This window comes from Levilactobacillus yiduensis (assembly GCF_024718525.1).
GTDB classification, from domain to species: domain Bacteria; phylum Bacillota; class Bacilli; order Lactobacillales; family Lactobacillaceae; genus Levilactobacillus; species Levilactobacillus yiduensis.
Genome location: NZ_JAMXAZ010000007.1, coordinates 111,968 through 132,092, shown reverse-complemented (window position 1 = coordinate 132,092; position 20,125 = coordinate 111,968). Strand labels below are relative to the sequence as shown.

Here is a 20,125-nt window from a genome sequence, read left to right as displayed (position 1 = left end):
GTGGGGTGCTTTGTAACGGGGTTGCCAGTATCTTTAGATTTTTTTAAACGATTAGACAAAAAAATCGGCGCCAAGCTATCCGGAAACTTTGGGGATGGCTTGGTGCCGATTCTAGTTTTGTTGAGTGTAGACAATCGGTTTCGCCTGTAGCACCACGCTTTTTCTACCGTCGTTCAATCGCCAGCAAGAACGGTGGTGTGTGTACTTGATTGATGAAGCCATAACGCAGGACCTGGTAAGTCTTTTGTGGCAAGGCTTGGCAAAAGTCGACGACGGCGTTGCGTTCTGTGGCGCCGCCGGGATGACCAGCGTAGACGACCAGGATGATGCGGCCACCGCGCGGCAGGTGTGGCAGTAAGGCCTTGACCGCCGCCAGCGTGGTATCGGGCCGTGTGATGACGGACTTGTCGCCACCAGGCAGGTAGCCCAGGTTGAAGATGGCTGCGGTCACCGGTTCGTCGGCCGTTAGGTAATCGGCCACGTGCTCGTGACCGGTCGCGTGCAACTCGACTTGCTGGCCCAGACCGGTCAGTTGGAGTTGCTGTTGCGTCTCATCTAAGGCAGCTTGCTGAATATCAAAGCCGATGACCCGGCCAGTCTTGCCGACTAGATTGGCAAGAAAAATCGTGTCATGGCCTTGGCCGACCGTGGCATCGACGACGGTTGCGCCAGGGCCGACGATTTCGTTGAGCAACGTGTGGCTATAAGTTAAGGCGTTGGGTAAATTCATTTATAAAACATCTCCGTAACGAGTCAAGAACCATTGGCTCAAAGTTAACAGGCAAAAGCCCAGTGACCAGCCGCCCAGCACGTCGGTGGGGTAATGCACGCCAACGTAGATACGTGACAGGCCGATGCAAACGATCCATAAGCTCAAAACAATGACGACTAGCCGACGGCGCCACGGTCGTTGCCGCAAGGACCACCCCAACAAGATGATGAGGGATCCCCACAACAGCATGGCCGTGATAGAGTGGCCACTGGGAAAACTGTAGGAACTGGCAGCCACGAGGCGGTCGACGGTCGGCCGCGGCCGTTGAACCAGGTGTTTGATCAGGCTATTGCCAATGCCGGCCCAGACCAACACGTTGAAGGCTAGAAACAGCCCACCTCGGTAACGGCGGGTAATGACCAGCACGGCCACCAGCAACAGCGTGATCCAGGTCACGGGTTTGGGGTCGCCGGAATGCGTGACGCCGATAATAACTTGCGTCAGACCGTGGGGAAGCGGTTGCCGGACCCACCCGATGATGAGGCGGTCCAAGGCGTGTATCCAAGCCTGTTGAGTGGCAACGCCAAGCAAGTCAATCAGAAAGAAAATGCCCGCGGCCCAAGTAAAGTACCAGCGTGTCTTTGAAATGGTCATCAAATGGTGACCTCCTATATCATGATTTTTATAATTTCAGTATAGCACAGGGTTGGCGTAACAACGGTAAACGGGGGAGATGTTAAGCTTACTTAGGAAATGGCTAGAGTAGTGGCTACCGTTAACCAGGGTGGTTGGTGTGGGCTGGCCGCCTTACCGGTCGCTAGAGATGAGTCGGAACGCGGTGGGCGGACGGGCCGAGCCAAGGAGCGGTCTCGACACCTCGCTTTGAGCCGAAAGAACGCGTCTCAAAGATGCCAGTTTCCTAACCGGCAAAGACCACCGCTAAGGAAACTCCCACGGCTGAACTCATCTCTAGCGACCTCTCGGCTACGGTGGTGCTTGTCAATGATAGTTCGTTTAAGCATAACGGACGACACGGCCTGATACGCTGCTTTGCCAACGTGGATCACTGTTATGACAACGATACGGACTGCGCTGGTTGGTCCAAACAAAGCGTTGTGAGTAAGCGTCCCCTTAGCCGAGAGTGAAGCGAAATCTAGGTTCAGCCGGGGAATTTAGCAGCGTTCTTGGCTGGTAAATTGGTGACTTTGAGACGGGGGCTTCGGCTCAAAGCAAGTTCTGAGACCGGGTTTCAGGCTCAGAACGTCCTCCCCCAGCGTTCCAACCTAGATTTCGCGTAACGGCAGGCGGCCAGTTCCACAACATTGCTGCTAACCAGATTTTTCCAAAAACCAGTGTCGGCCCCTTGCTTTTCCCTAGGGGGTTTGCTAAGATGAAAACAATCTGATTAAACCAAGACATTGACGAGAAGTAGTAGTTTGACGGGGTATTCAGCAAGCGGATGGTCGCTGTGAATCCGTTGCTCAGTGAAACGAACTTGTCTCCGAGTCTTCTCCGCTGCAAAGTGGGCGTTTGGCGACGTTATCAGCCGTAATGAGCCTCGGGATAAGACCGGGGAAATGTAGGTGGTACCGCGCTGACACGCCCTACAGAAGCTGATTTTTGGGCTTCTGGGGGCTTTTTTTGTGGACAACGGACCAATGAGAAAGGGAGCGAAGAATTTGGCATACGAACACCAAATTATTGAACGCAAGTGGCAACACTACTGGCGGGTCAACGAAACGTTTAAGACTACTGACAACCAGACAAAACCGAAGTATTACGTGATGGATATGTTCCCATACCCATCAGGTCAAGGGCTGCACGTGGGACATCCAGAAGGCTACACGGCAACGGATATCATGGCCCGCTTGAAGCGGATGCAGGGCTTTAACGTCTTACACCCAATGGGCTGGGACGCGTTTGGCTTGCCCGCTGAACAATACGCCTTGAAGACCGGGCACAACCCGAAGGACTTCACCGCACATAACATTAAAAACTTTAAACGCCAGATCCGGTCGCTGGGCTTTTCTTATGACTGGAGTCGCGAGGTCAACACGACCGACGAATCCTTCTACAAGTGGACCCAATGGATCTTTGAACAAATGTACAAAAAAGGTCTGGCTTACGAAGACAAGATCATGGTCAACTGGGCACCCGACTTCATGGGCGGGACTGTTGTGGCCAACGAAGAAGTCGTCGATGGCAAGACGGAACGGGGCGGTTACCCCGTTTACCGCGTGCCAATGCGGCAGTGGGTCTTGAAGATCACTGCGTACGCCGACCGCTTGTTAGATGACCTGGACGATTTGGACTGGCCAGATAGCATCAAGGAAATGCAACGCAACTGGATCGGCCGTTCTGAAGGGGCCAGCGTCTTTTTCCCAGTCGATGGGCAAGCAGACACCAAGGTCGAAGTCTACACGACCCGACCAGACACGCTGTTTGGGGCGACCTACATGGTCTTAGCACCTGAACATCCACTGGTCGATCAAATCACGACGCCGGAACACGTGGACGAGGTCAAGGCTTACCAAAAGGCCATCGACAGCAAGTCTGATTTGGAACGGACTGATTTGAACAAGGACAAGACCGGGGTCTTCACCGGAGCATACGGCATCAACCCATTGAGCGGCAAGAAGCTGCCTATCTGGATCGGTGACTACGTGCTGTCATCTTACGGGACTGGGGCCATCATGGCTGTGCCCGCGCACGATGACCGCGACAACGAGTTTGCGCAGAAATTCAACCTGCCAATCGTCCAAGTTATTGCGGGCGATGATGATACGGATGTGCAACAAGCAGCCTACACCGGCGACGGCGAACACATCAATTCCGACTTCTTGAACGGCATGAACAAAAAAGACGCGATTGCTGCGGCTATCGATTGGTTGGAAGCCCACAACGCCGGCCACAAGAAGGTCAACTTCCGCTTGCGGGACTGGATTTTCTCCCGGCAACGGTACTGGGGCGAACCGATTCCCGTTATCCATTGGGAAGACGGCGAAACGACGCTGGTCCCAGAAGACGAATTGCCACTGAAGCTACCAGCAGCTAAGCAACTCGAACCTTCTGGGACCGGTGAGAGTCCACTGGCGAACCTAGACGACTGGGTCAATGTCGTGGATGAAAACGGCCGTAAAGGGAAGCGCGAAACCAACACCATGCCACAATGGGCTGGGAGTTCTTGGTACTTCCTGCGCTACGTCGATCCACACAATGACCAAGCCATTGCCGATCCCGACAAGCTGAAGTATTGGATGCCCGTTGACTTGTACATCGGTGGGGCGGAACACGCCGTCTTGCACCTGTTGTACGCACGGTTCTGGCACAAGTTCTTATACGATCTCGGCGTGGTCCCAACCAAGGAACCTTTCCAGAAGTTGGTCAACCAAGGGATGATCCTGGGGACTAACCACGAAAAGATGTCGAAGTCTAAGGGCAACGTCATCAACCCGGATGAAATCGTTGAGAAGTTCGGGGCCGATACCCTGCGTCTGTACGAAATGTTCATGGGGCCGCTGGAAGCGTCCAAGCCATGGAGTACGGAAGGTATCAATGGGTCCAAACGTTGGCTCGACCGCGTTTGGCGTCTGATGATCGATGACAACAACCACCTGCGTGACCGGGTCACGATGATCAACGATGGTCAATTGGATAAGATCTACAACCAGACGGTCAAGACGGTCAGCGAAGACTTAGAAGCTATGCGGTTCAACGTGGCCATTTCACAACTGATGGTCTTCGTCAACGAAGCTTACAAGGTGGACAGTCTCCCGTTGATTTACATGGAAGGCTTCGTCAAGTTGATCTCACCAATCGTGCCACATATCGCGGAAGAACTCTGGTCCTTGATGGGGCATGACGACACGATTGCGTACGCCAAGTGGCCAACGTACGACGCCAAGCAATTGGTCGAAGACGTGGTCGAAATGGTTGTCCAAGTCAACGGTAAGGTCCGGGCACACTTGAAAGTGGCCAAGGACGCTGCCAAGGATGACATCGAGGCGCAAGCGTTAGCCGATGACACGGTCAAGACCCATACGGATGGCAAGACGATTCGTAAGGTGATCGTGGTTCCTGGCAAGCTGGTCAATATTGTTGCCAACTAATTTGCATCAGTCAAAAAGTGTCAGTCACTTTCCTAACGGAAGATGACTGGCACTTTTTGATTGGGGATGATAATGAATTGCGACATAATAGATTTGCATGCAGCTGTGTTTAGTTGAGAACTACTACCGCCGCCGATGCCGGACGAACGTGAAGAAGTGCAGGATACTAGCCAGCAAGACGTAGAAGATGACCACAAACGTGGCGTACGTCAGCCAGAATTTCCCCGCCGCAAAGACGCCGAACCACCAGGCTTGCAGGCCCATGGTGATCAGAGCCATCACTGCAATCATAAAGAAGAGGAGTATGTAACGTTTCAAGGTGTTATCATCCTTTCGTGGCCGGTCAGCGATTTTTTGGCCCCAGCGCTGACATTCGGCGAGCTTTTCTGGCCGCGGTGCGTGGTCGCCACCCCAGGTACCAGTCCCGACAAATTCACCGACCTTGATCAGACCAGCGCCCGTGAGAATACGGTCGATCGTGACGAAGGTCTGATCCGTGATGCCGGTAAAGAAGTTTTCGGTCGAGCTAATAAAACAACTGGTCATGCTTAAGTAGTGTTTATCCTTGTATTTGCCGGGCAACGTGTCGGCCACCGAGTTCATCCGTACCAACCGGAACCGCATGCAGTCAAAGAACTGCTTCATGACGCCGGCCATGCCACCCCAGTAGGTGGGCACGCAGATGATCCAAAAATCGCTGGCCGCCATCTTGGCTTCAATCTCATCTAATGCCGGACAGGTCTGCTCCTTGGTGTCCGGGTAAATGTCGTAGTCACGCAGGAAAACGGTCTCGACCTCAGCCGACGTCGGAAGGGCATCGATCACCGCCTGCAGGTAGCCGGCCGTAATTCCATGGCGCTCGTGACTGCCTAACAATGCCAAATAACGCAAACGAATCGCCTCACTTATCTCAGATTCTGGGGCGATCACCGCGGGATTCTCCCAAGCTGTAAACCGCCCATCACCCAAATTGGTTGATACCTCAAGTATAACGCATTCATTTCGGAAAAGGCGGTTGGACCATGAACTTAGCGGGTGATAACTGGAATGGACGTTGATGGGGTGCAGTGGCCTTTCGACCAAGACGTTGGGGAAAACGTGACGGTTTTGACGACTTGGGATAAAAGTCTCAGGCCCTTGTGTCTCCGAATATCTGGTGTTGAAACCTGGGCCAAAAGGCAGCTGGTTTCGCTTAAAACTGATAAACAAACTAAAGGTTGCAAGTACAAAAATATTTGATAATACTCAGCTGACAAGGATTGTGAACATGAAATTAGTTCATGCCATCACCTGCGGCTGTCAGAGATTCCGGTAGCTATGGGGAACGCCGGCGGCCTATGGAGCGGTCCGCCGACTCGGTTTGAAGCTTGACGAACCCCGTCAATCTCCAAACACGTTCCACTCTCCAAGATAGCAAAAAGCCAGCGGCCATTTGCGGTCACTGACTCTACAAGTATCGTCAATTGAAAATTACAGAATTTCAGTTAAAATGGCAAAGAAGCGTTGACGGAAAGCGTCTTCTTGGCCTGATTTCGAGAGTTGGTAATTCAGCAGATGGCGGTCGAATTCGTGGAAGAAGACGCCAGCCATCGTTTGATAATCACTATCATTCGTTTGATCGATTCGCTTGAAGCTCCGCCACGTTGAGTAGATGAGTTGGGCGTTGGGAATCTCGGCTAACTCTGGAAAATGCGCCCGAATACTCTTGGTCATGGTTACGACTTGCTTTGCCCGTTCTGGTGACATCTGCATCTTTGGTGCTGCGGTGGAACCAGCTGTTGCTTGCGTCATATTGGCATTCCTCCTTGAATAATTGTTGCTTCTCGACTACCTCCAGCATACCACTGTTTCACAAATTCCGTTAAGCTGGACGCTGTAATTTCTGCAGAAAAGGCCAAATCTTTACCGAAACCTGAGAAATGAAACGGAAATCCTATGTTATAATGTTTGTTTGATTAGCTTGTAATAACAAGCACGGCTTCGTTGAATTTAGAAATTGAAAGTAGGGTGTCAAATGGCGGCAAGGTCAGATCAAACTGGTAACCAAGGTAGCGCGCAAGACCAAATGGTTGCCGGCTCAGCGTGGATGACGGCCGGGAGTATTTTTTCCCGGATTCTCGGTGCAGTTTACATTATTCCCTGGAATATTTGGTTCGGCGCCTTTTACCTGCAAGGTAACGCGCTGTACGGAAAAGGGTATAACATCTACAGTTTCTTCCTGATTGCGGCGATTGCGGGGGTGCCTTCCGCGATTGCCAAACAAGTGGCGCACTACAATGCCTTGAACGAATACGGCATTAGTGTGCGGCTGTATAAACGGGGACTGGAGATTGCGGTGGTCACCGGGATCTCGATTGCCCTGTTAATGTACTTTGGCGCACCGCTCTTCACCGGGGGCGACCAACACCTGATTCCGGTCTTACACTCACTGGCTTGGGCCATCTTGATTATTCCCACGATGAGTCTGACACGGGGGTATTTCCAAGGCTTCCAGCAAATGGCACCGTCCGCAATTTCCCAGTTTGTGGAACAATTAGTCCGAGTCGCGTACATGTTACTGACGGCCTTCGTGATCATGCGGGTCTTAAATGGCAACTGGGTCACGGCGGTTTCCCAATCCACGTTTGCGGCGGCCATCGGGGCTTTAGGTGGCCTGTTGATCTTGGGTGTGTACTACTGGCGTCGGCGGCATTATTTCCGTGGCTTAGTCGCCAATAGTAACAACGAGCTGGTGGTACCGGCCAACCAGTTGTACAGGGAAATCATTGCCCAAGCCGTCCCGTTCATCGTATTAGGGGCCGGCATCACGATCTTTCAATTGATCGACCAATATACGTTTGCGCCCATCATGCACATGGCGGGCTCCTATACCGATGCGCACTTGAACGACTTGTTCGCGTTATTCGGGGTCAATGCCAACAAATTAATTATGATCACGATTTCTCTGGCGTCGGCGCTGGCGGTCACGGTGGTACCGTTACTGTCGGAGTCCTACACCCGGGGCAATAAAAAAGAAATTTCCGCGCAATTGTCCAACGCCTTCTTGATGTTTGAATTCGTCATGATTCCCAGTGCGCTGGGGATGGCGGCCATTGCCAGTCCGTTGAACCTGGTCTTTTATGGCCGGTCACACGCGGCCTTAGCGGCGTCTATCCTGGCCTTCTCCTCGTACCTGTCGATTCTGCTCGGCCTGTACACGGTCGTCTCAGCGTTGATGCAGGGGATCTCGCAAAATAAGCGGGCAGTCCGTTACTTCTTGGTGGGGACTGTGGTGAAATTCATTGTTCAGTGGCCACTGGTATACTTCTTAGGGGCCTTTGGACCGCTGATTGCGACGGGTATCGGCTTCACCGTAACCTGTTATTTGATTATCCATTCACTGGACCAACAATTTGGCATCAATTTTGCCCACATCGCGAAGAAGACCAACGGCATCTTGTTGGTCTCTATTGGAACCTATGCATTGGCCCGCTTGGTGGCCTGGCTAGGCGCCTTTAGTGGAAGTCAAGGCCGGATGATTAATTTCTTAATCGTGATGGTGGCGGTCATCGTGGCCGGGTACTTCTACGTCTACGTGGTCTTACGGACCCGGTTAGCCGATGCCATCTTGGGGCCACGGGTCGCTGGTATTCGGCGGCGGTTACACATTCGTTAGGAGGCAGCTGTGATGAACATTGAACGCTATTTAACGGCCCATCGCCAAGGCACACCGGGACAAATCTTCCGGTTATTGCGGCAGGGTCGCGTCACCGTGGATGATCTGGTCGTCGATTCACCGCGAACCGATGTCACCAGTGGCCAGCAGGTCCGCGTGGACGGGGTGACCGTCACGGGCCGTCAGCCGCAGTATTTGGTCTTCAATAAGCCAGTTGGCTTCGTCTTGAACTTGGAACCGACTGGGCAACGGAGCCTAGGCAGCCTGTTGAATCCCTTGGACCAGCAACGGTCGCTAAAGGCGTTGGCAGACTTGCCCAAAGAAACGGTGGGCTTGGTCTTAGCCAGTGACGACGAACACTTCTTAACGGACGTGGCGCAACAAAACTGGCGCAGCACCTTGCAAATCGTGTTGGCCCAGACGACAGTGCCGACATTGCCGGCCAGCGGCGCCTTTGAAGACGTGACCAGTCACGTGGATAAGGTCCGCCAGACCACCACGGTGTCGTTAACAACGACCGATGTCCCGGCTGGTGTTAGCGCCCTGAGCGCGTTGGCCAACGCAAACGAGCCGGTGGTCCGCACGCAGTTGGGCCCGTTAGCCTTGCCGGTCGATCTGGCTGTCGGCACTTACCGCGGGCTATTTGCCCAGGAAATCGACGCCTTGAATGGCCCACTGGATACATCACTAAAAATGACATGACAAAATCCCTTGATGAGCGGCAGATGGTGTATCTGCTGTTAATCAAGGGATTTTTTTGTTTAAAGATTGTAGGCCAAAGCGCTGAACGTAGAATTACCGTGTTGGAGCGGTCTTCCGGTTTGCTTAGAAGTCTGACAAAACCCACCAGTCTCTCAAGTTGTCTAACTCTACACCGTCGACACAGCTGGCTTCGGCAAGTTGACGTCTATCAGAAACACGGTAGGCGGCCAGTACGAACCACCTTACATTCGAAGACTAATTTCACTGGTAATTAGCTAGTGTTGCGCGCCTTCGTGGGCCTTCATGAATTGTGGCAAGGCGGCAGCAATTTGACTCGGCAAGACCACGTATTGGGTCCGTGCTAATTCTTCCGCGACAGCGCTGTGGGTATAGACAGCGGCACAGATGGCCTGAGTCAACGGCGTGAACTGCGCGGCAAATCCGCCGACCATCCCCGCCAAGGTGTCGCCCATGCCGCCAGTTGCTTGGGCGGGCGTGCCCAGCGGATTGACGTAGGTTTGATCTGCTGTGTAGATTTCAGTGCGGTGTGATTTGACCACGACGGTCGCGTGTAACTGGTCCACGGCTTGGCGGTTGGCTGCGGGCGTTTGGTCAGCTATCTTGATGCCGCTCAAGCGTTGCCATTCCATTTGATGAGGCGTTAAGACGAGGTGCGCGCTCGGCAAGGTCAGGTGGTGTTCGGCGACCAAGGTAATGGCGGACCCGTCGATCACCAGTGTTTGGGTCGGCGCTACCGTGTGTAAGACGTTGGTCAGTACCTGCAAAGCCGCTTCATCCGTACCGAGGCCGGGGCCGATGACAACGACGTCGGTGCCTTGAACCAGCGACTGGGTCTGGGCGACGTCGGCGATATCGGCAAACATGGCTTCGGGTAGACGGGCGTGCAGGCTACCTTGGTTACTGGCGTCGGTGATGGTGGTGACCAACCCGGCCCCAGCGTACACGGCGGCGGCACTGGCCATCAGAATGGCGCCGCCAAAGTTGCGGTTGCCACCAATCAGGGTGACCCGGCCGTAAGTGCCCTTATAACTGTTGGCTGGGCGCTGACGAATCGTGCTCGTGAGAATTTTATCCGTTAAGGTTTCCATGAAAAAAGCCTCCTCAGTTTCTCTTTTAGTATAGCACGTGGCCCGAAATGACGGGGCCCAGGGTGAATTGTGATTTTTGGCGATGAAATCGGCTTACATTTGGCGGGCGGTATGCTAGAATTATGCTAGGGTTAGGTTGAAAACGTTTTTGACGAAGCGAAAAGCGCGGGCGTTTTCAAACGCAAGACCATAGACCGGACGTTAGGTCCGAATAAAATGAAGGAGGTCCAATCATGGCAATTGATTGGCAAAAGCTATCTGAACAATACCGGGAGGACTACATCGCTGACTTGACCACCTTGGTCGGCATCGACAGTTCTCGTGATGATTCACAGGCCACCGATACGTATCCATTGGGACCAGGTCCAGCTAAGGCTTTGATCGCATTTTTAGGCTTAGCGGAACGTGACGGTTTTAAAACAAAAAACTTAGATAATTTAGCAGGTTACGTGGAATACGGCGAGGGAGACGACACCCTGGCTATCTTGGGTCACGCGGACGTGATGCCGGCAGGTAAGGGCTGGCACACCGATCCCTTTACGTTGACGGAAAAGGATGGCAACCTGTATGGTCGGGGGACCTCTGACGATAAGGGGCCGGCCTTAGCTGCCTACTACGGGTTAAAGATGTTGAAGGATCAAGGGATTCAACCCAAGATCAAGATTCGTTTCATCATCGGGACCGACGAAGAAAGCGACTGGACGGGGATGAACCACTACCTCGACTTGGAACCAGCACCAACGCTGGGCTTCTCACCGGACGCTGAATTCCCATTGATCAACGGTGAAAAGGGGAACGTGACCTTTACGACCAACTTTGCTGGGAGTAATGGCGGTGAGTTGACTCTGGTCGACTTCGAATCCGGTCTCCGGGAGAACATGGTGCCCCGCGACGCCGAAGCCACGGTAACTGGCGGTGACAACGACCAGTTGGTAGCTGATTTCAAGCAATTCTTGGATCAGGTGCCAGTTACGGGTGAAACCACGGTTGATGCGACGGGTATTCATTTTGAAGTCATTGGCAAGGCCGCTCACGGGATGGAACCCAAGAACGGTATCAACGCCGGGACCTACTTGGCTAGCTTCCTGAACGCCTACGACTTTGGCGGCGATGCAGCGGACTTCTTGAGCTTGTTGGCCAACGAATTGCATGACGATTCTCGGGCCCACAAATTGGGCATTGCCTTCACGGATAAAGTGATGGGTGACCTGACCATGAACGTGGGAATCCAAACGTTTAAGGCGGATAACGGCGCGTTGATCAACACCAACTTCCGTTACCCAACCGGGACGGGTGCCGCTGACATCCAAGCTGGCTTAGCGAAGGCAACGGCTAACATGGCTGCGACGATCAAGCAAGGCCGTGAAATGGTACCGCATTACGTTGACCCGGATGACCCAATCGTGGCCACGTTGATGGACGTTTACCGGCAACAGACCGGCGACACGACCGCGCAACCCGAAGTTGTGGGTGGCGGGACTTACGGTCGGCTGATGAAGCGTGGGGTGGCCTTTGGGGCGTTGTTCCCTGGCACGGCTGACACCATGCACCAAGCCGATGAATTTCAACCAGCAGCTGATTTGTTAAAGGCCATGGCCATTTACGGTCAAGCCATCTTTGAATTAACGAAGTAGGTTGTGTGGCGAAGGAGTGAGAATGATGGCCGCAGATTATAAACACATTTTAGTCGGCGTCGATGGGTCACGACAGGCCCGGCGCGCTTTGGATAAAGCCATTGCGGTGGCCGTGCGGAATCAGGCAGAACTGATCATCGTCACCATCATGAGTGGCGGTGACTACGTGGGTCTGGGCAGTGATACCCAAGTCGGCTTCGGCTACGTTGACCAGCAGGTGATGGACGAGTCGCGACAAGAATTGGAAGCGACAGTCGATAAGTATCGTCAGCGCGCCCAAAAAGCAGGCGTTGAACAAGTGGTTACCGCTGTCTTCTACGGCCACGCCAAGGTTGATTTGGCCCGGACGTTGCCCAAGGAGTATCAGGCGGACTTGATCATGCTCGGGGCCACGGGGGTCAACGTGGTGGAACGCATGCTAATGGGCTCTACGGCCAGTTATGTGGTCGCTAACGCCATCTGTGACGTCCTGATTGTGCGGACCGATTTACACAATCAGGCGCAGAGCTTGAAAAAGTTAACGGATTAAATAGGGTCAAACGAAGGGGACTGCGGCGAGATGTCGCGGTCTCTTTTGCTATTCACTGTTTAGGTGACTAAAGGTTGCAAGTACAAAAATATTTGATAATACTCAGCTGACAAGGATTGTGAACATGAAATTAGTTCACGCCATCACCCGCGGCTGTCAGAGATTCCGGTAGCTATGGGGAACGCCGTCGTCACAGCAACCTACACCTCTGACTGCCTCCGGTTACGTCGGTGGTTAACCACAAGATTAACAGGAAAATCGCTGAAATGGCAACGTTCATCCACATTAGTGGACAACCTGTCACGTAGCCGTGAGTGAGCTAAATTTGGACTCAGCCGAGGTTGAAGACTAACTTTTGGCTTCGACCGGTCCTTCCCACAGTGTCACGGTCCAAATTTGGCGAACGGTAAGGCGGCCAGCTCGTACTGTGTCGGAACAAAAAAGCGCTGACCACATTTCAGTCAACGCTACAGGTTATTTTGATTCAGGGTTAAAGTCGTTGGACATCGAGGACACTGCCGGTTTCGGCATCGGCCACGAACTGGTACTGTACCAGCTGGTCATCTTCGTAGCGGGTAATGCCACCGTAATAGACCCGGGACTTAACCGCAAACTTTTGAAACGGCACCGCGTGCTTTTCGATCCAAGCACCTTCGATCGGTGATTCTTGCCGGAATTGGCGTTTGACCTGTTCCAAGATATCGTCTGGATTGAGCCGGTTAGCGCCGAAAAAGCGCGTGATGAAAACGCCCATTAAGCCACCGAGAACCCCGGTGAGACTTAGTTGATATAATTGTCCGTTTTTAGCAGCCATACTACCGCCTCCTAATTTCTGTGGGCATGCTTCCCATCACTTCTTGCCCTTAGTATAGCAATGATTGCGCGGAAGTTCCCGTAAAAAGGCAGATTTTGCTAAAAATTTCTGAGTGGCCGAGAAAATTGGGTCATCCGCCCCGTAGAAAAGGGCTGGTGAAGGCCGCCAAGCCGCTTTCCAAACAAAAACCGTGTATATTTAGCCAGTCATGCTATAATGGTTGATGTTAACTTTTAAAACTAACTGAAAAAGGAGTGCTCATTCATGGAACAATTACCCAAGATGTCTGCCGCTGACCTAAAGGACGTTGTCAAGGAAGGCAAGACCATGCTATTCTTCTCTGCGACCTGGTGCTCAGACTGCGCATTTATCAAGCCAGCAATGCCAGAAATCGAAGCAGAATATCCTGACTACAAGTTTATTGCCGTCGATCGGGATGAAAACATCGATTTAGCGGTTGAACTGAACGTTTTCGGCATTCCTAGTTTCATTGCATATGCCGATGGCCAAGAACTTGGTCGGTTAGTGAACAAAGATCGTAAGACTAAAGCAGAGGTAGAAGAATTCATCAATTCTTTGACGACCAACGCCAACTAAACCCGTTGGAAAGGATTCAGACATGTTAATTGCTAGTTACAACCCTAAAGAATTAGGGGATACTTTGATTGTTGTTGTTGCACAGGATTCAGCGACCCAAGCCCACACGGTGCGGGACAATATCGCACGGATCTATGATGCAGCAACGGAGAAGACCTTAGGCTACAACTTCCTCAAGATTTCCAGCATTTTGCCAGAGATCAGTGGCAACGGCCAAGTCGATTTGTCAGCTGATGACGTGGCAGCGTTAAACAACGCCTTAGAGGACGCTGGATTTGCCGGTGAACTGGTCGCTGAGACCAGTTCACGCTTCGTGGTCGGCTACGTGAAGTCTGCGACGCCACATCCCGACTCCGATCACTTGCTGGTGACCGAGACGGTCGTGGACAACGACGAATCGCTTCAGATCGTCAGTGGGTCGCCTAACATGCAGGCCGATATTAAGGTCGTTGTGGCCAAGGTCGGCGCGATGATGCCGAACGGTTTGATCATTTGGCCAGGTGAGCTTCGTGGCGTTGCCAGCAACGGGATGATCTGCTCAGGTCGTGAGCTCAAACTCGCCAATGCACCGCAAAAACCAGGGGCATTGATCTTGCCGGATGATTATACAGTCGGTGAACCGTTTGACTTCGAGCGCGGTCAAAGTATTTTTAAAAATTAAGAAGATTATTACAAAGCAGGTGAACCCTTGTCGGTTGCCTGCTTTTTTGTGTACAATAGGGGAGACTGACAATTTCAGATTAATTGTCACCAGGACGGACTGCTGAGAAGGGTCCGGAAAATTTGAAAATAAATAAAAAAGAGAGATTCAGGGAATGAGTGAAGTGGCCGTCAAGCTGGCGGCGTCTCCTCCCAAGAGTCGTGAAATTCGACGAGCCCGCTCGTCAAGGAGGAAGAAACACATGGAGCACTATGATGGACCGGCATTTTATCGCAAATTTCCGGTAAAACCGACCCCTGATCAAATGGAAGATACCACGGATGACCGGTCACAACGACAGGTTAAGCTCCGTAAAGAACGTAACGATCGTCTGCGTTTGCGACAACAACGAGAAGAAAAACGCGAATCAGCGGCGCAAAGTGCGGCCCAAGAAGTCTTGCACCACACGCAACGCCACCAATCTCAGGCATCAGCGCCCGCTTCAGCAGCGAAGACACCAGAACGGGCCGCCGCTGAGGCCAGTGCCAACTACCGGCCATTTGCGGTCACCCCTGTGCCCAAACAACGGCAGCGAGTGTGGCAACCGTCAGTGATTCGTCACCGTTACCAGCGCTTGGTGGCAAGTCTACATAAATCAAATGACAGTTTTCTCTTGCTGGGCACGGCGGCGGATGAAGCCGCTTTAGCTGCAGAAGACTCACTGGCGGCGCAATCCACGGCGCCCACAGAGGTCTTTTTGCCAGATCAGTCGGCTGAATCGGTGGCAACTCCGGCAGTAGCGGCACAGACGCCAGAAATGACAACAAGCGCCGCAGCCCAAGAAGCAGAACCACAAGAAGCAGAACCACAAGAAGCAGAACCACAAGAAGCAGAACCACAAGAAGCAGAACCACAAGAAGCAGAACCAACACCTGAACAACCAGCTTCTGCAGCGCCTGTTGCGGACACCACTGCCAATTCTGCGGCAACGACTCCCGACGCGGTGACTACTGAAACACCAAAACCCGCTGGGGCAGAACCGGTGGCCGCAAAACCAGCTAGTCAGGACGTTGTGGCACCAACGGAAGTCTTTTACCCAGAACCACAACCCGCCGCGACAGCTGTCACTGCGACGACGGATAGCGGGGCTTATTTGCCGGTCGATAATCAAGTGCCGGCGCATTCAGCGGCCAGTGAAGAACCCGTTACGCCAGCGGTCAAGTCGGCGCAACCCGCTGAAACTGTGGTCATTCAACCGACACCGATGGTTAGTGAGACGCCGGCTACCGGCGAAACGACCGCGTCAGCCGAAGCCACTGAATCAAGTGACGCATCCGCAGAAGCTGAAACAGCTGAAGCGAGTGAACCGGTAGAAAACGATGAACCAACAGAACAAGCCGTAGCATCAAAACCTGAATCAGCGGCAGTGCCTTCTTCAGCCGCCGCCGGTCAGCGACCAGCCGAAGTCAATCAATTACTGGACCGCGCCACGGCACCCGTGGAGAACGTAGCATCGGCTTCTTCCAGCGCTGCGCCAGCGTCGCAAATTGCGGCTACGCGTGCAGCGGTAACGCCAAAGCCTAAGGCCAAGCCAAGTCGTGGCCTGGGTCATTCACTCGGCGACATCATGCAAGAAGAGGGGAATGACCAGCGGAACCTCGCGTTGTTTGACCGGCCAACGGCACCAGCCGAACCGGCCGAAACGACGTCAGCCCGTGGCTACCATTTCCCAGATCTCGCACTGTTACCTAAGCCAGTCGTGCCGGATGAAGAGGCGTTAGACGAGTGGATCGAACACCAAGCCGAAGTCCTCGACGCCACGTTGAGTGCCTTTCACGTTGACGCGCACGTCACGGATTGGACGGTCGGTCCTACCGTTACCCAGTTCCAGATTAGCTTGGCCCTGGGTGTCAAAGTCAATAAAATCACGAACCTGAACGACGACTTGAAGCTCGCCTTGGCGGCTAAGGATATTCGAATTGAGGCACCAATTCCGGGCAAGACGACGGTCGGTATCGAAATTCCGAACTTGAAATCCCGACCGGTCATGTTGTCGGAAATTTTGAATTCGGCTGCCTTCAAGAAGAGTGAATCCCCGCTGACAGTGGCCTTAGGGGTCGATCTGTTTGGTCAACCACAAGTCACTGATTTGCGGAAGATGCCACATGGGTTGATTGCCGGTGCCACGGGTTCTGGGAAGAGTGTGTTCATTAACTCACTGCTGCTGTCGATTCTGTACAAGGCCACGCCACAACAGGTCAAGCTGTTACTGATTGACCCGAAGGCCGTGGAAATGGCACCGTACGACGGCTTACCACACCTGTTGTCACCGGTAATCTCTGATCCCAAGGCTGCCGCGGCCGCCCTCAAGTGGGTCGTAACGGAAATGGACGAACGCTACGAAAAGCTGGCCGCTGCTGGGGTCCGCAACATTGAGCAATTCAACGACCGGGCCGACGCAAACGACGAGCCTGGATTGAAGATGCCATACATCGTGATCATCATTGATGAGTTAGCAGATCTGATGATGATGGCCGCCAGCGAGGTACAAGACTACATCGTGCGGATCACGCAAAAGGCGCGGGCCGCCGGGATTCATTTGCTAGTCGCCACCCAACGGCCGAGTGTCGACATCGTGACGGGGACCATCAAGAACAACATTCCGACGCGAATCGCCTTCATGGTTTCCAGTCAGATCGACTCGCGGACCATTTTGGATACGGCCGGTGCCGAGAACTTGCTGGGCCGTGGGGATATGTTGTACCTGGGCAACGGTGCCAGTCAGCCAATGCGGTTGCAAGGGGCCTTTGTCGAGTCCGAAGTTGACGGGGTCACTGACTTCGTGCGGACGCAGGGTAAGCCACAGTACGCTTTCTCGCCGAAGGGCCTCTTACAACGAGAAACGGCTGAGGAGAACCAAGATGAGCTGTTGCCAAAGGTTTTGGAATACATTGCGCAAGAAAAGACGGTCTCGACCTCGAAATTGCAACGGGTCTTCTCGATTGGCTACAACCGTGCGGCCAATCTGATCGATGACCTGGAGCAGCACCATTATGTGTCACCGCAACATGGGTCCAAGCCCCGGGAAGTCTACTTGACACCGGATGATTTGGGCAAGGACTTGCCGGAACCTCATAACTAGGGATGCACCATTTTCACCTTAGGTTGAGGAGGCCTCACTGCCTTTCTCCCCGTGATTTCTTTTAAGCGGGTGGGGGATATGCTAGAATAAAGAAAGAGTCACTCAGACGGTTTGGGGGAGTAGTGGCCTGACCGAAAGAGTAGAAAAGAGGATCATTTAATGGATAACGCAACGGTTTACCACTTTGTTGGAATTAAAGGATCAGGGATGAGTGCCCTGGCCCTGATTTTGCACGATAAGGGTTTTAAGGTTCAAGGTTCAGATATCACCCAGTACACGTTCACGCAACGGGGACTGGAACAAGCCGGTATCGACGTCATGGCCTTTGACGAAGCCAATATTCACGAGGGCTTAACGGTCATTGCGGGGAACTCCTTTACGGATGAACACCCAGAAATCAAGAAAGCCCGGGAAATGGGTCTGCCCGTTTACCGTTACCATGAATTCCTAGGCCACCTGATCGAAGGGTACACGAGCATCGGGGTTGCCGGTGCCCATGGCAAGACCAGTACGACCGGTCTGTTGTCACATGTATTGAGTGGCGTCGCACCAACGTCTTACCTGATTGGTGATGGGACTGGGAAAGGGACGCCTAACGCCCGGTTCTTCGTCTACGAAGCCGATGAATATCGCCGGCACTTCCTGGCCACGAAGCCAGACTACGCCATCATGACCAACATTGACTTCGATCACCCCGACTATTACACGGGGATCGAGGATGTTTACAGCGCCTTTGAAACCTGGGCTAACCAGGTCAAAAAGGGCATCTTCGCTTGGGGGGACGACCCTGAGTTGCGGAAGCTCAAGACTGATGTGCCGGTCTATTACTATGGCACCAAGGACCGCGATGATTTTCAAGCCAAGAACATCAAGCGGTCTACGACGGGCTCTAACTTCGACGTGTACCATGGGGATGAATTCTTAGGCAACTTTGAAATTCATTTGTATGGCGAACACAACGTCTTGAACAGTCTGGCAGTCATTGCCGTTTCTTACTTTGAAAAGGTCAATATGGACGAAATCAAGCGTGAATTGGCTGACTTCAAGGGTGTTAAGCGTCGTTTCACGGAACGTAAAGTTGCTGATATGACCATCATTGACGACTACGCCCACCATCCATCTGAGATCAAGGCGACGTTGGATGCCGCACGGCAAAAGTACCCTGATAAGGAAATCATCGCAGTCTTCCAGCCACATACGTTCAGCCGGACGATTGCCTTGATGGATGACTTTGCCAAGAGTTTGAACTTAGCTGACCGGGTCTTCTTGACCAACATCTTCAGCTCGGCTCGGGAAACTTCTGGGGCAGTCTCCAGCAAGGACTTAGCAGCAAAAATTGCTAAGGGTGGCGACATTTTGACGGTTGATAACATGTCCCCATTATTAGATTTCCATGACGCCGTTGTTGTCTTCATGGGTGCCGGTGACGTGCAAAAGTACGAACGGTCTTACGAAGAATTATTAAGTCATTTATCACTGAAAAATAACTAAATTTATGGGTGCTGATTGGTGATTCTTCACTGGTCAGCACCTTTTTTGTTAGGCAAATTGGTCTGTACCTCTGATAGGGTGAACGGATTATCTATAAAAATGACACCCATTAGAATCGCTGTTATGGTGGGCATTTAACCCACTTAATGCATTCGCTAGAAATGAGTTGCACTTTTATTGAGAACCTGTATTCTAGTAAATTAAGGACGCGACTGGTCCTGTAATTTTTTTCAGGGGAGCGAGTGCAAGTGGAAGTTGGAACACAACATAATTGGTGGTACAACCAGCTATTTACCAATTGGAAAAAGTTTGAAATGATTTACGTGTCGATCTTGATTTTGCTACAGGTCGTGGTCTACGTGATTGTGCCTGACAGCATTGTTGGGATGGTTTCTGGTGTCGGGGGCGTCTTGTGCCTGGTCTACGGGATGAAAGGCCGGAAGATTTCGTTTATCTTCGGCTTCATTCAATGTGTCGCCATGACCTACGTCGCTTGGATCAGCCACGCCTATGGGTCTTTTGCAATGGATATTATTTATGTTATTTCACAACCCATTGGCTGGTACATGTGGGGTCACGATGAAGCGACCCGATCATTTAAGAAGACCACGCGTAACTGGATCTTTGCGGCGGCTTTTGTCGCTTGGGCGGCCGGCTGGTTGGTTCTGTCGCTGTTACACGGGCAGTTACCGTACTTTGATTCGGTCAACTTTGTGGTGAGTTTGATTGCCCAACTGCTGTACATCATGAAGTTCAAGGAAAACTGGTCACTGTGGATCGTCGTTAACGTGGTCAATGTCTTGTACTGGGGCATCTTAACCTTCCAGATTCTCACGGGTGCTACTAATGTCGGTACCTTAGGGGCCAACCTGTCTCAAGTGGCCTTGCAGATTGCCTTACTCTTCAATGCCGTTTACGCCAACAAAGTTTGGGCCAGCGGTGAAGCCGACAACGAGGGTGGCGCCGGTCAGTCAGCGACTAAATAGCGTGA

16 protein-coding genes are annotated in these 20,125 nt (G+C 52.6%); 10 read left to right on the top strand and 6 right to left on the bottom strand.

The features are described from left to right. Positions 1-163: 163 nt before the first annotated feature. Both mnmM and NGM66_RS06090 read right to left on the bottom strand, forming a co-directional pair. On the bottom strand, positions 164-730 hold the full coding sequence (mnmM, locus tag NGM66_RS06095) for a tRNA 5-(aminomethyl)-2-thiouridylate-methyltransferase MnmM (RefSeq protein WP_208909952.1): 567 nt from the start codon (positions 728-730) through the stop codon (positions 164-166). After that, positions 731-1,366, bottom strand: a complete 636-nt coding sequence (locus tag NGM66_RS06090) for a phosphatase PAP2 family protein (protein WP_258115452.1) — start codon at positions 1,364-1,366, stop codon at positions 731-733. 1,025 nt (positions 1,367-2,391) lie between these two features. On the opposite strand from NGM66_RS06090, the gene leuS reads away from it, so the two are divergent. Next, entirely contained in the window at positions 2,392-4,821 is a 2,430-nt protein-coding gene (gene leuS / locus NGM66_RS06085) for a leucine--tRNA ligase (RefSeq protein WP_208909950.1), read from the top strand. 123 nt (positions 4,822-4,944) lie between these two features. Here leuS and NGM66_RS06080 read toward each other — a convergent pair whose 3' ends face one another. Then, positions 4,945-5,712 carry a flavodoxin family protein gene (locus NGM66_RS06080; protein WP_208911043.1) on the bottom strand — a complete coding sequence of 256 codons (768 nt, stop codon included), beginning with the start codon at positions 5,710-5,712 and terminating at the stop codon, positions 4,945-4,947. A 579-nt stretch (positions 5,713-6,291) separates the two neighbouring features. Then, entirely contained in the window at positions 6,292-6,612 is a 321-nt protein-coding gene (locus NGM66_RS06075) for a hypothetical protein (RefSeq protein ID WP_208909948.1), read from the bottom strand. 223 nt (positions 6,613-6,835) lie between these two features. Here NGM66_RS06075 and NGM66_RS06070 point away from each other — a divergent pair, with 223 nt between their 5' ends. Next, positions 6,836-8,476 carry a putative polysaccharide biosynthesis protein gene (locus NGM66_RS06070; RefSeq protein ID WP_208909946.1) on the top strand — a complete coding sequence of 547 codons (1,641 nt, stop codon included), beginning with the start codon at positions 6,836-6,838 and terminating at the stop codon, positions 8,474-8,476. A 12-nt stretch (positions 8,477-8,488) separates the two neighbouring features. Continuing rightward, positions 8,489-9,178 carry a 16S rRNA pseudouridylate synthase gene (locus tag NGM66_RS06065; protein ID WP_208909944.1) on the top strand — a complete coding sequence of 230 codons (690 nt, stop codon included), beginning with the start codon at positions 8,489-8,491 and terminating at the stop codon, positions 9,176-9,178. Between the two features lie 275 nt (positions 9,179-9,453). Here the strand turns inward: NGM66_RS06065 and NGM66_RS06060 are convergent, their stop codons facing one another. Continuing rightward, positions 9,454-10,287, bottom strand: a complete 834-nt coding sequence (locus NGM66_RS06060; RefSeq protein ID WP_208909942.1) for an NAD(P)H-hydrate dehydratase — start codon at positions 10,285-10,287, stop codon at positions 9,454-9,456. A gap of 233 nt (positions 10,288-10,520) precedes the next feature. Here NGM66_RS06060 and pepV point away from each other — a divergent pair, with 233 nt between their 5' ends. Further along, a complete protein-coding gene (gene pepV / locus NGM66_RS06055; protein WP_258115449.1) occupies positions 10,521-11,921 on the top strand; it encodes a dipeptidase PepV in 1,401 nt (466 codons plus the stop codon). A gap of 25 nt (positions 11,922-11,946) precedes the next feature. Then, entirely contained in the window at positions 11,947-12,450 is a 504-nt protein-coding gene (locus NGM66_RS06050) for a universal stress protein (protein ID WP_208909938.1), read from the top strand. A gap of 490 nt (positions 12,451-12,940) precedes the next feature. On the opposite strand, the gene NGM66_RS06045 is transcribed toward NGM66_RS06050, so the two are convergent. Beyond that, a complete protein-coding gene (locus tag NGM66_RS06045) occupies positions 12,941-13,264 on the bottom strand; it encodes a PepSY domain-containing protein (RefSeq protein WP_208909937.1) in 324 nt (107 codons plus the stop codon). Between the two features lie 264 nt (positions 13,265-13,528). Here NGM66_RS06045 and NGM66_RS06040 point away from each other — a divergent pair, with 264 nt between their 5' ends. From NGM66_RS06040 to pnuC, 5 genes are all read left to right on the top strand, one after another. Beyond that, positions 13,529-13,861 carry a thioredoxin family protein gene (locus NGM66_RS06040; protein WP_208909934.1) on the top strand — a complete coding sequence of 111 codons (333 nt, stop codon included), beginning with the start codon at positions 13,529-13,531 and terminating at the stop codon, positions 13,859-13,861. A gap of 22 nt (positions 13,862-13,883) precedes the next feature. Continuing rightward, complete coding sequence (gene ytpR / locus NGM66_RS06035) at positions 13,884-14,522, top strand: YtpR family tRNA-binding protein (protein WP_208909932.1); 639 nt, start codon at positions 13,884-13,886, stop codon at positions 14,520-14,522. A gap of 241 nt (positions 14,523-14,763) precedes the next feature. Continuing rightward, positions 14,764-17,643 carry a DNA translocase FtsK gene (locus NGM66_RS06030; RefSeq protein WP_258115448.1) on the top strand — a complete coding sequence of 960 codons (2,880 nt, stop codon included), beginning with the start codon at positions 14,764-14,766 and terminating at the stop codon, positions 17,641-17,643. A gap of 159 nt (positions 17,644-17,802) precedes the next feature. Further along, positions 17,803-19,134, top strand: coding sequence for a UDP-N-acetylmuramate--L-alanine ligase (gene murC / locus NGM66_RS06025; protein WP_208909928.1), 1,332 nt, complete (start codon positions 17,803-17,805; stop codon positions 19,132-19,134). A 314-nt stretch (positions 19,135-19,448) separates the two neighbouring features. Further along, on the top strand, positions 19,449-20,120 hold the full coding sequence (gene pnuC, locus NGM66_RS06020; RefSeq protein WP_208911042.1) for a nicotinamide riboside transporter PnuC: 672 nt from the start codon (positions 19,449-19,451) through the stop codon (positions 20,118-20,120). The last annotated feature ends 5 nt before the right edge of the window (positions 20,121-20,125 follow it).

Coding starts and splice junctions, on each gene's coding strand:
- mnmM (WP_208909952.1), bottom strand. CDS start 730: ATGAATTTACCCAACGCCTTAACTTATAGCCACACGTTGCTCAACGAA.
- NGM66_RS06090 (WP_258115452.1), bottom strand. CDS start 1,366: ATGACCATTTCAAAGACACGCTGGTACTTTACTTGGGCCGCGGGCATT.
- NGM66_RS06075 (WP_208909948.1), bottom strand. CDS start 6,612: ATGACGCAAGCAACAGCTGGTTCCACCGCAGCACCAAAGATGCAGATG.
- NGM66_RS06070 (WP_208909946.1), top strand. CDS start 6,836: ATGGCGGCAAGGTCAGATCAAACTGGTAACCAAGGTAGCGCGCAAGAC.
- NGM66_RS06065 (WP_208909944.1), top strand. CDS start 8,489: ATGAACATTGAACGCTATTTAACGGCCCATCGCCAAGGCACACCGGGA.
- NGM66_RS06060 (WP_208909942.1), bottom strand. CDS start 10,287: ATGGAAACCTTAACGGATAAAATTCTCACGAGCACGATTCGTCAGCGC.
- pepV (WP_258115449.1), top strand. CDS start 10,521: ATGGCAATTGATTGGCAAAAGCTATCTGAACAATACCGGGAGGACTAC.
- NGM66_RS06050 (WP_208909938.1), top strand. CDS start 11,947: ATGGCCGCAGATTATAAACACATTTTAGTCGGCGTCGATGGGTCACGA.
- NGM66_RS06045 (WP_208909937.1), bottom strand. CDS start 13,264: ATGGCTGCTAAAAACGGACAATTATATCAACTAAGTCTCACCGGGGTT.
- NGM66_RS06040 (WP_208909934.1), top strand. CDS start 13,529: ATGGAACAATTACCCAAGATGTCTGCCGCTGACCTAAAGGACGTTGTC.
- ytpR (WP_208909932.1), top strand. CDS start 13,884: ATGTTAATTGCTAGTTACAACCCTAAAGAATTAGGGGATACTTTGATT.
- NGM66_RS06030 (WP_258115448.1), top strand. CDS start 14,764: ATGGAGCACTATGATGGACCGGCATTTTATCGCAAATTTCCGGTAAAA.
- murC (WP_208909928.1), top strand. CDS start 17,803: ATGGATAACGCAACGGTTTACCACTTTGTTGGAATTAAAGGATCAGGG.
- pnuC (WP_208911042.1), top strand. CDS start 19,449: ATGATTTACGTGTCGATCTTGATTTTGCTACAGGTCGTGGTCTACGTG.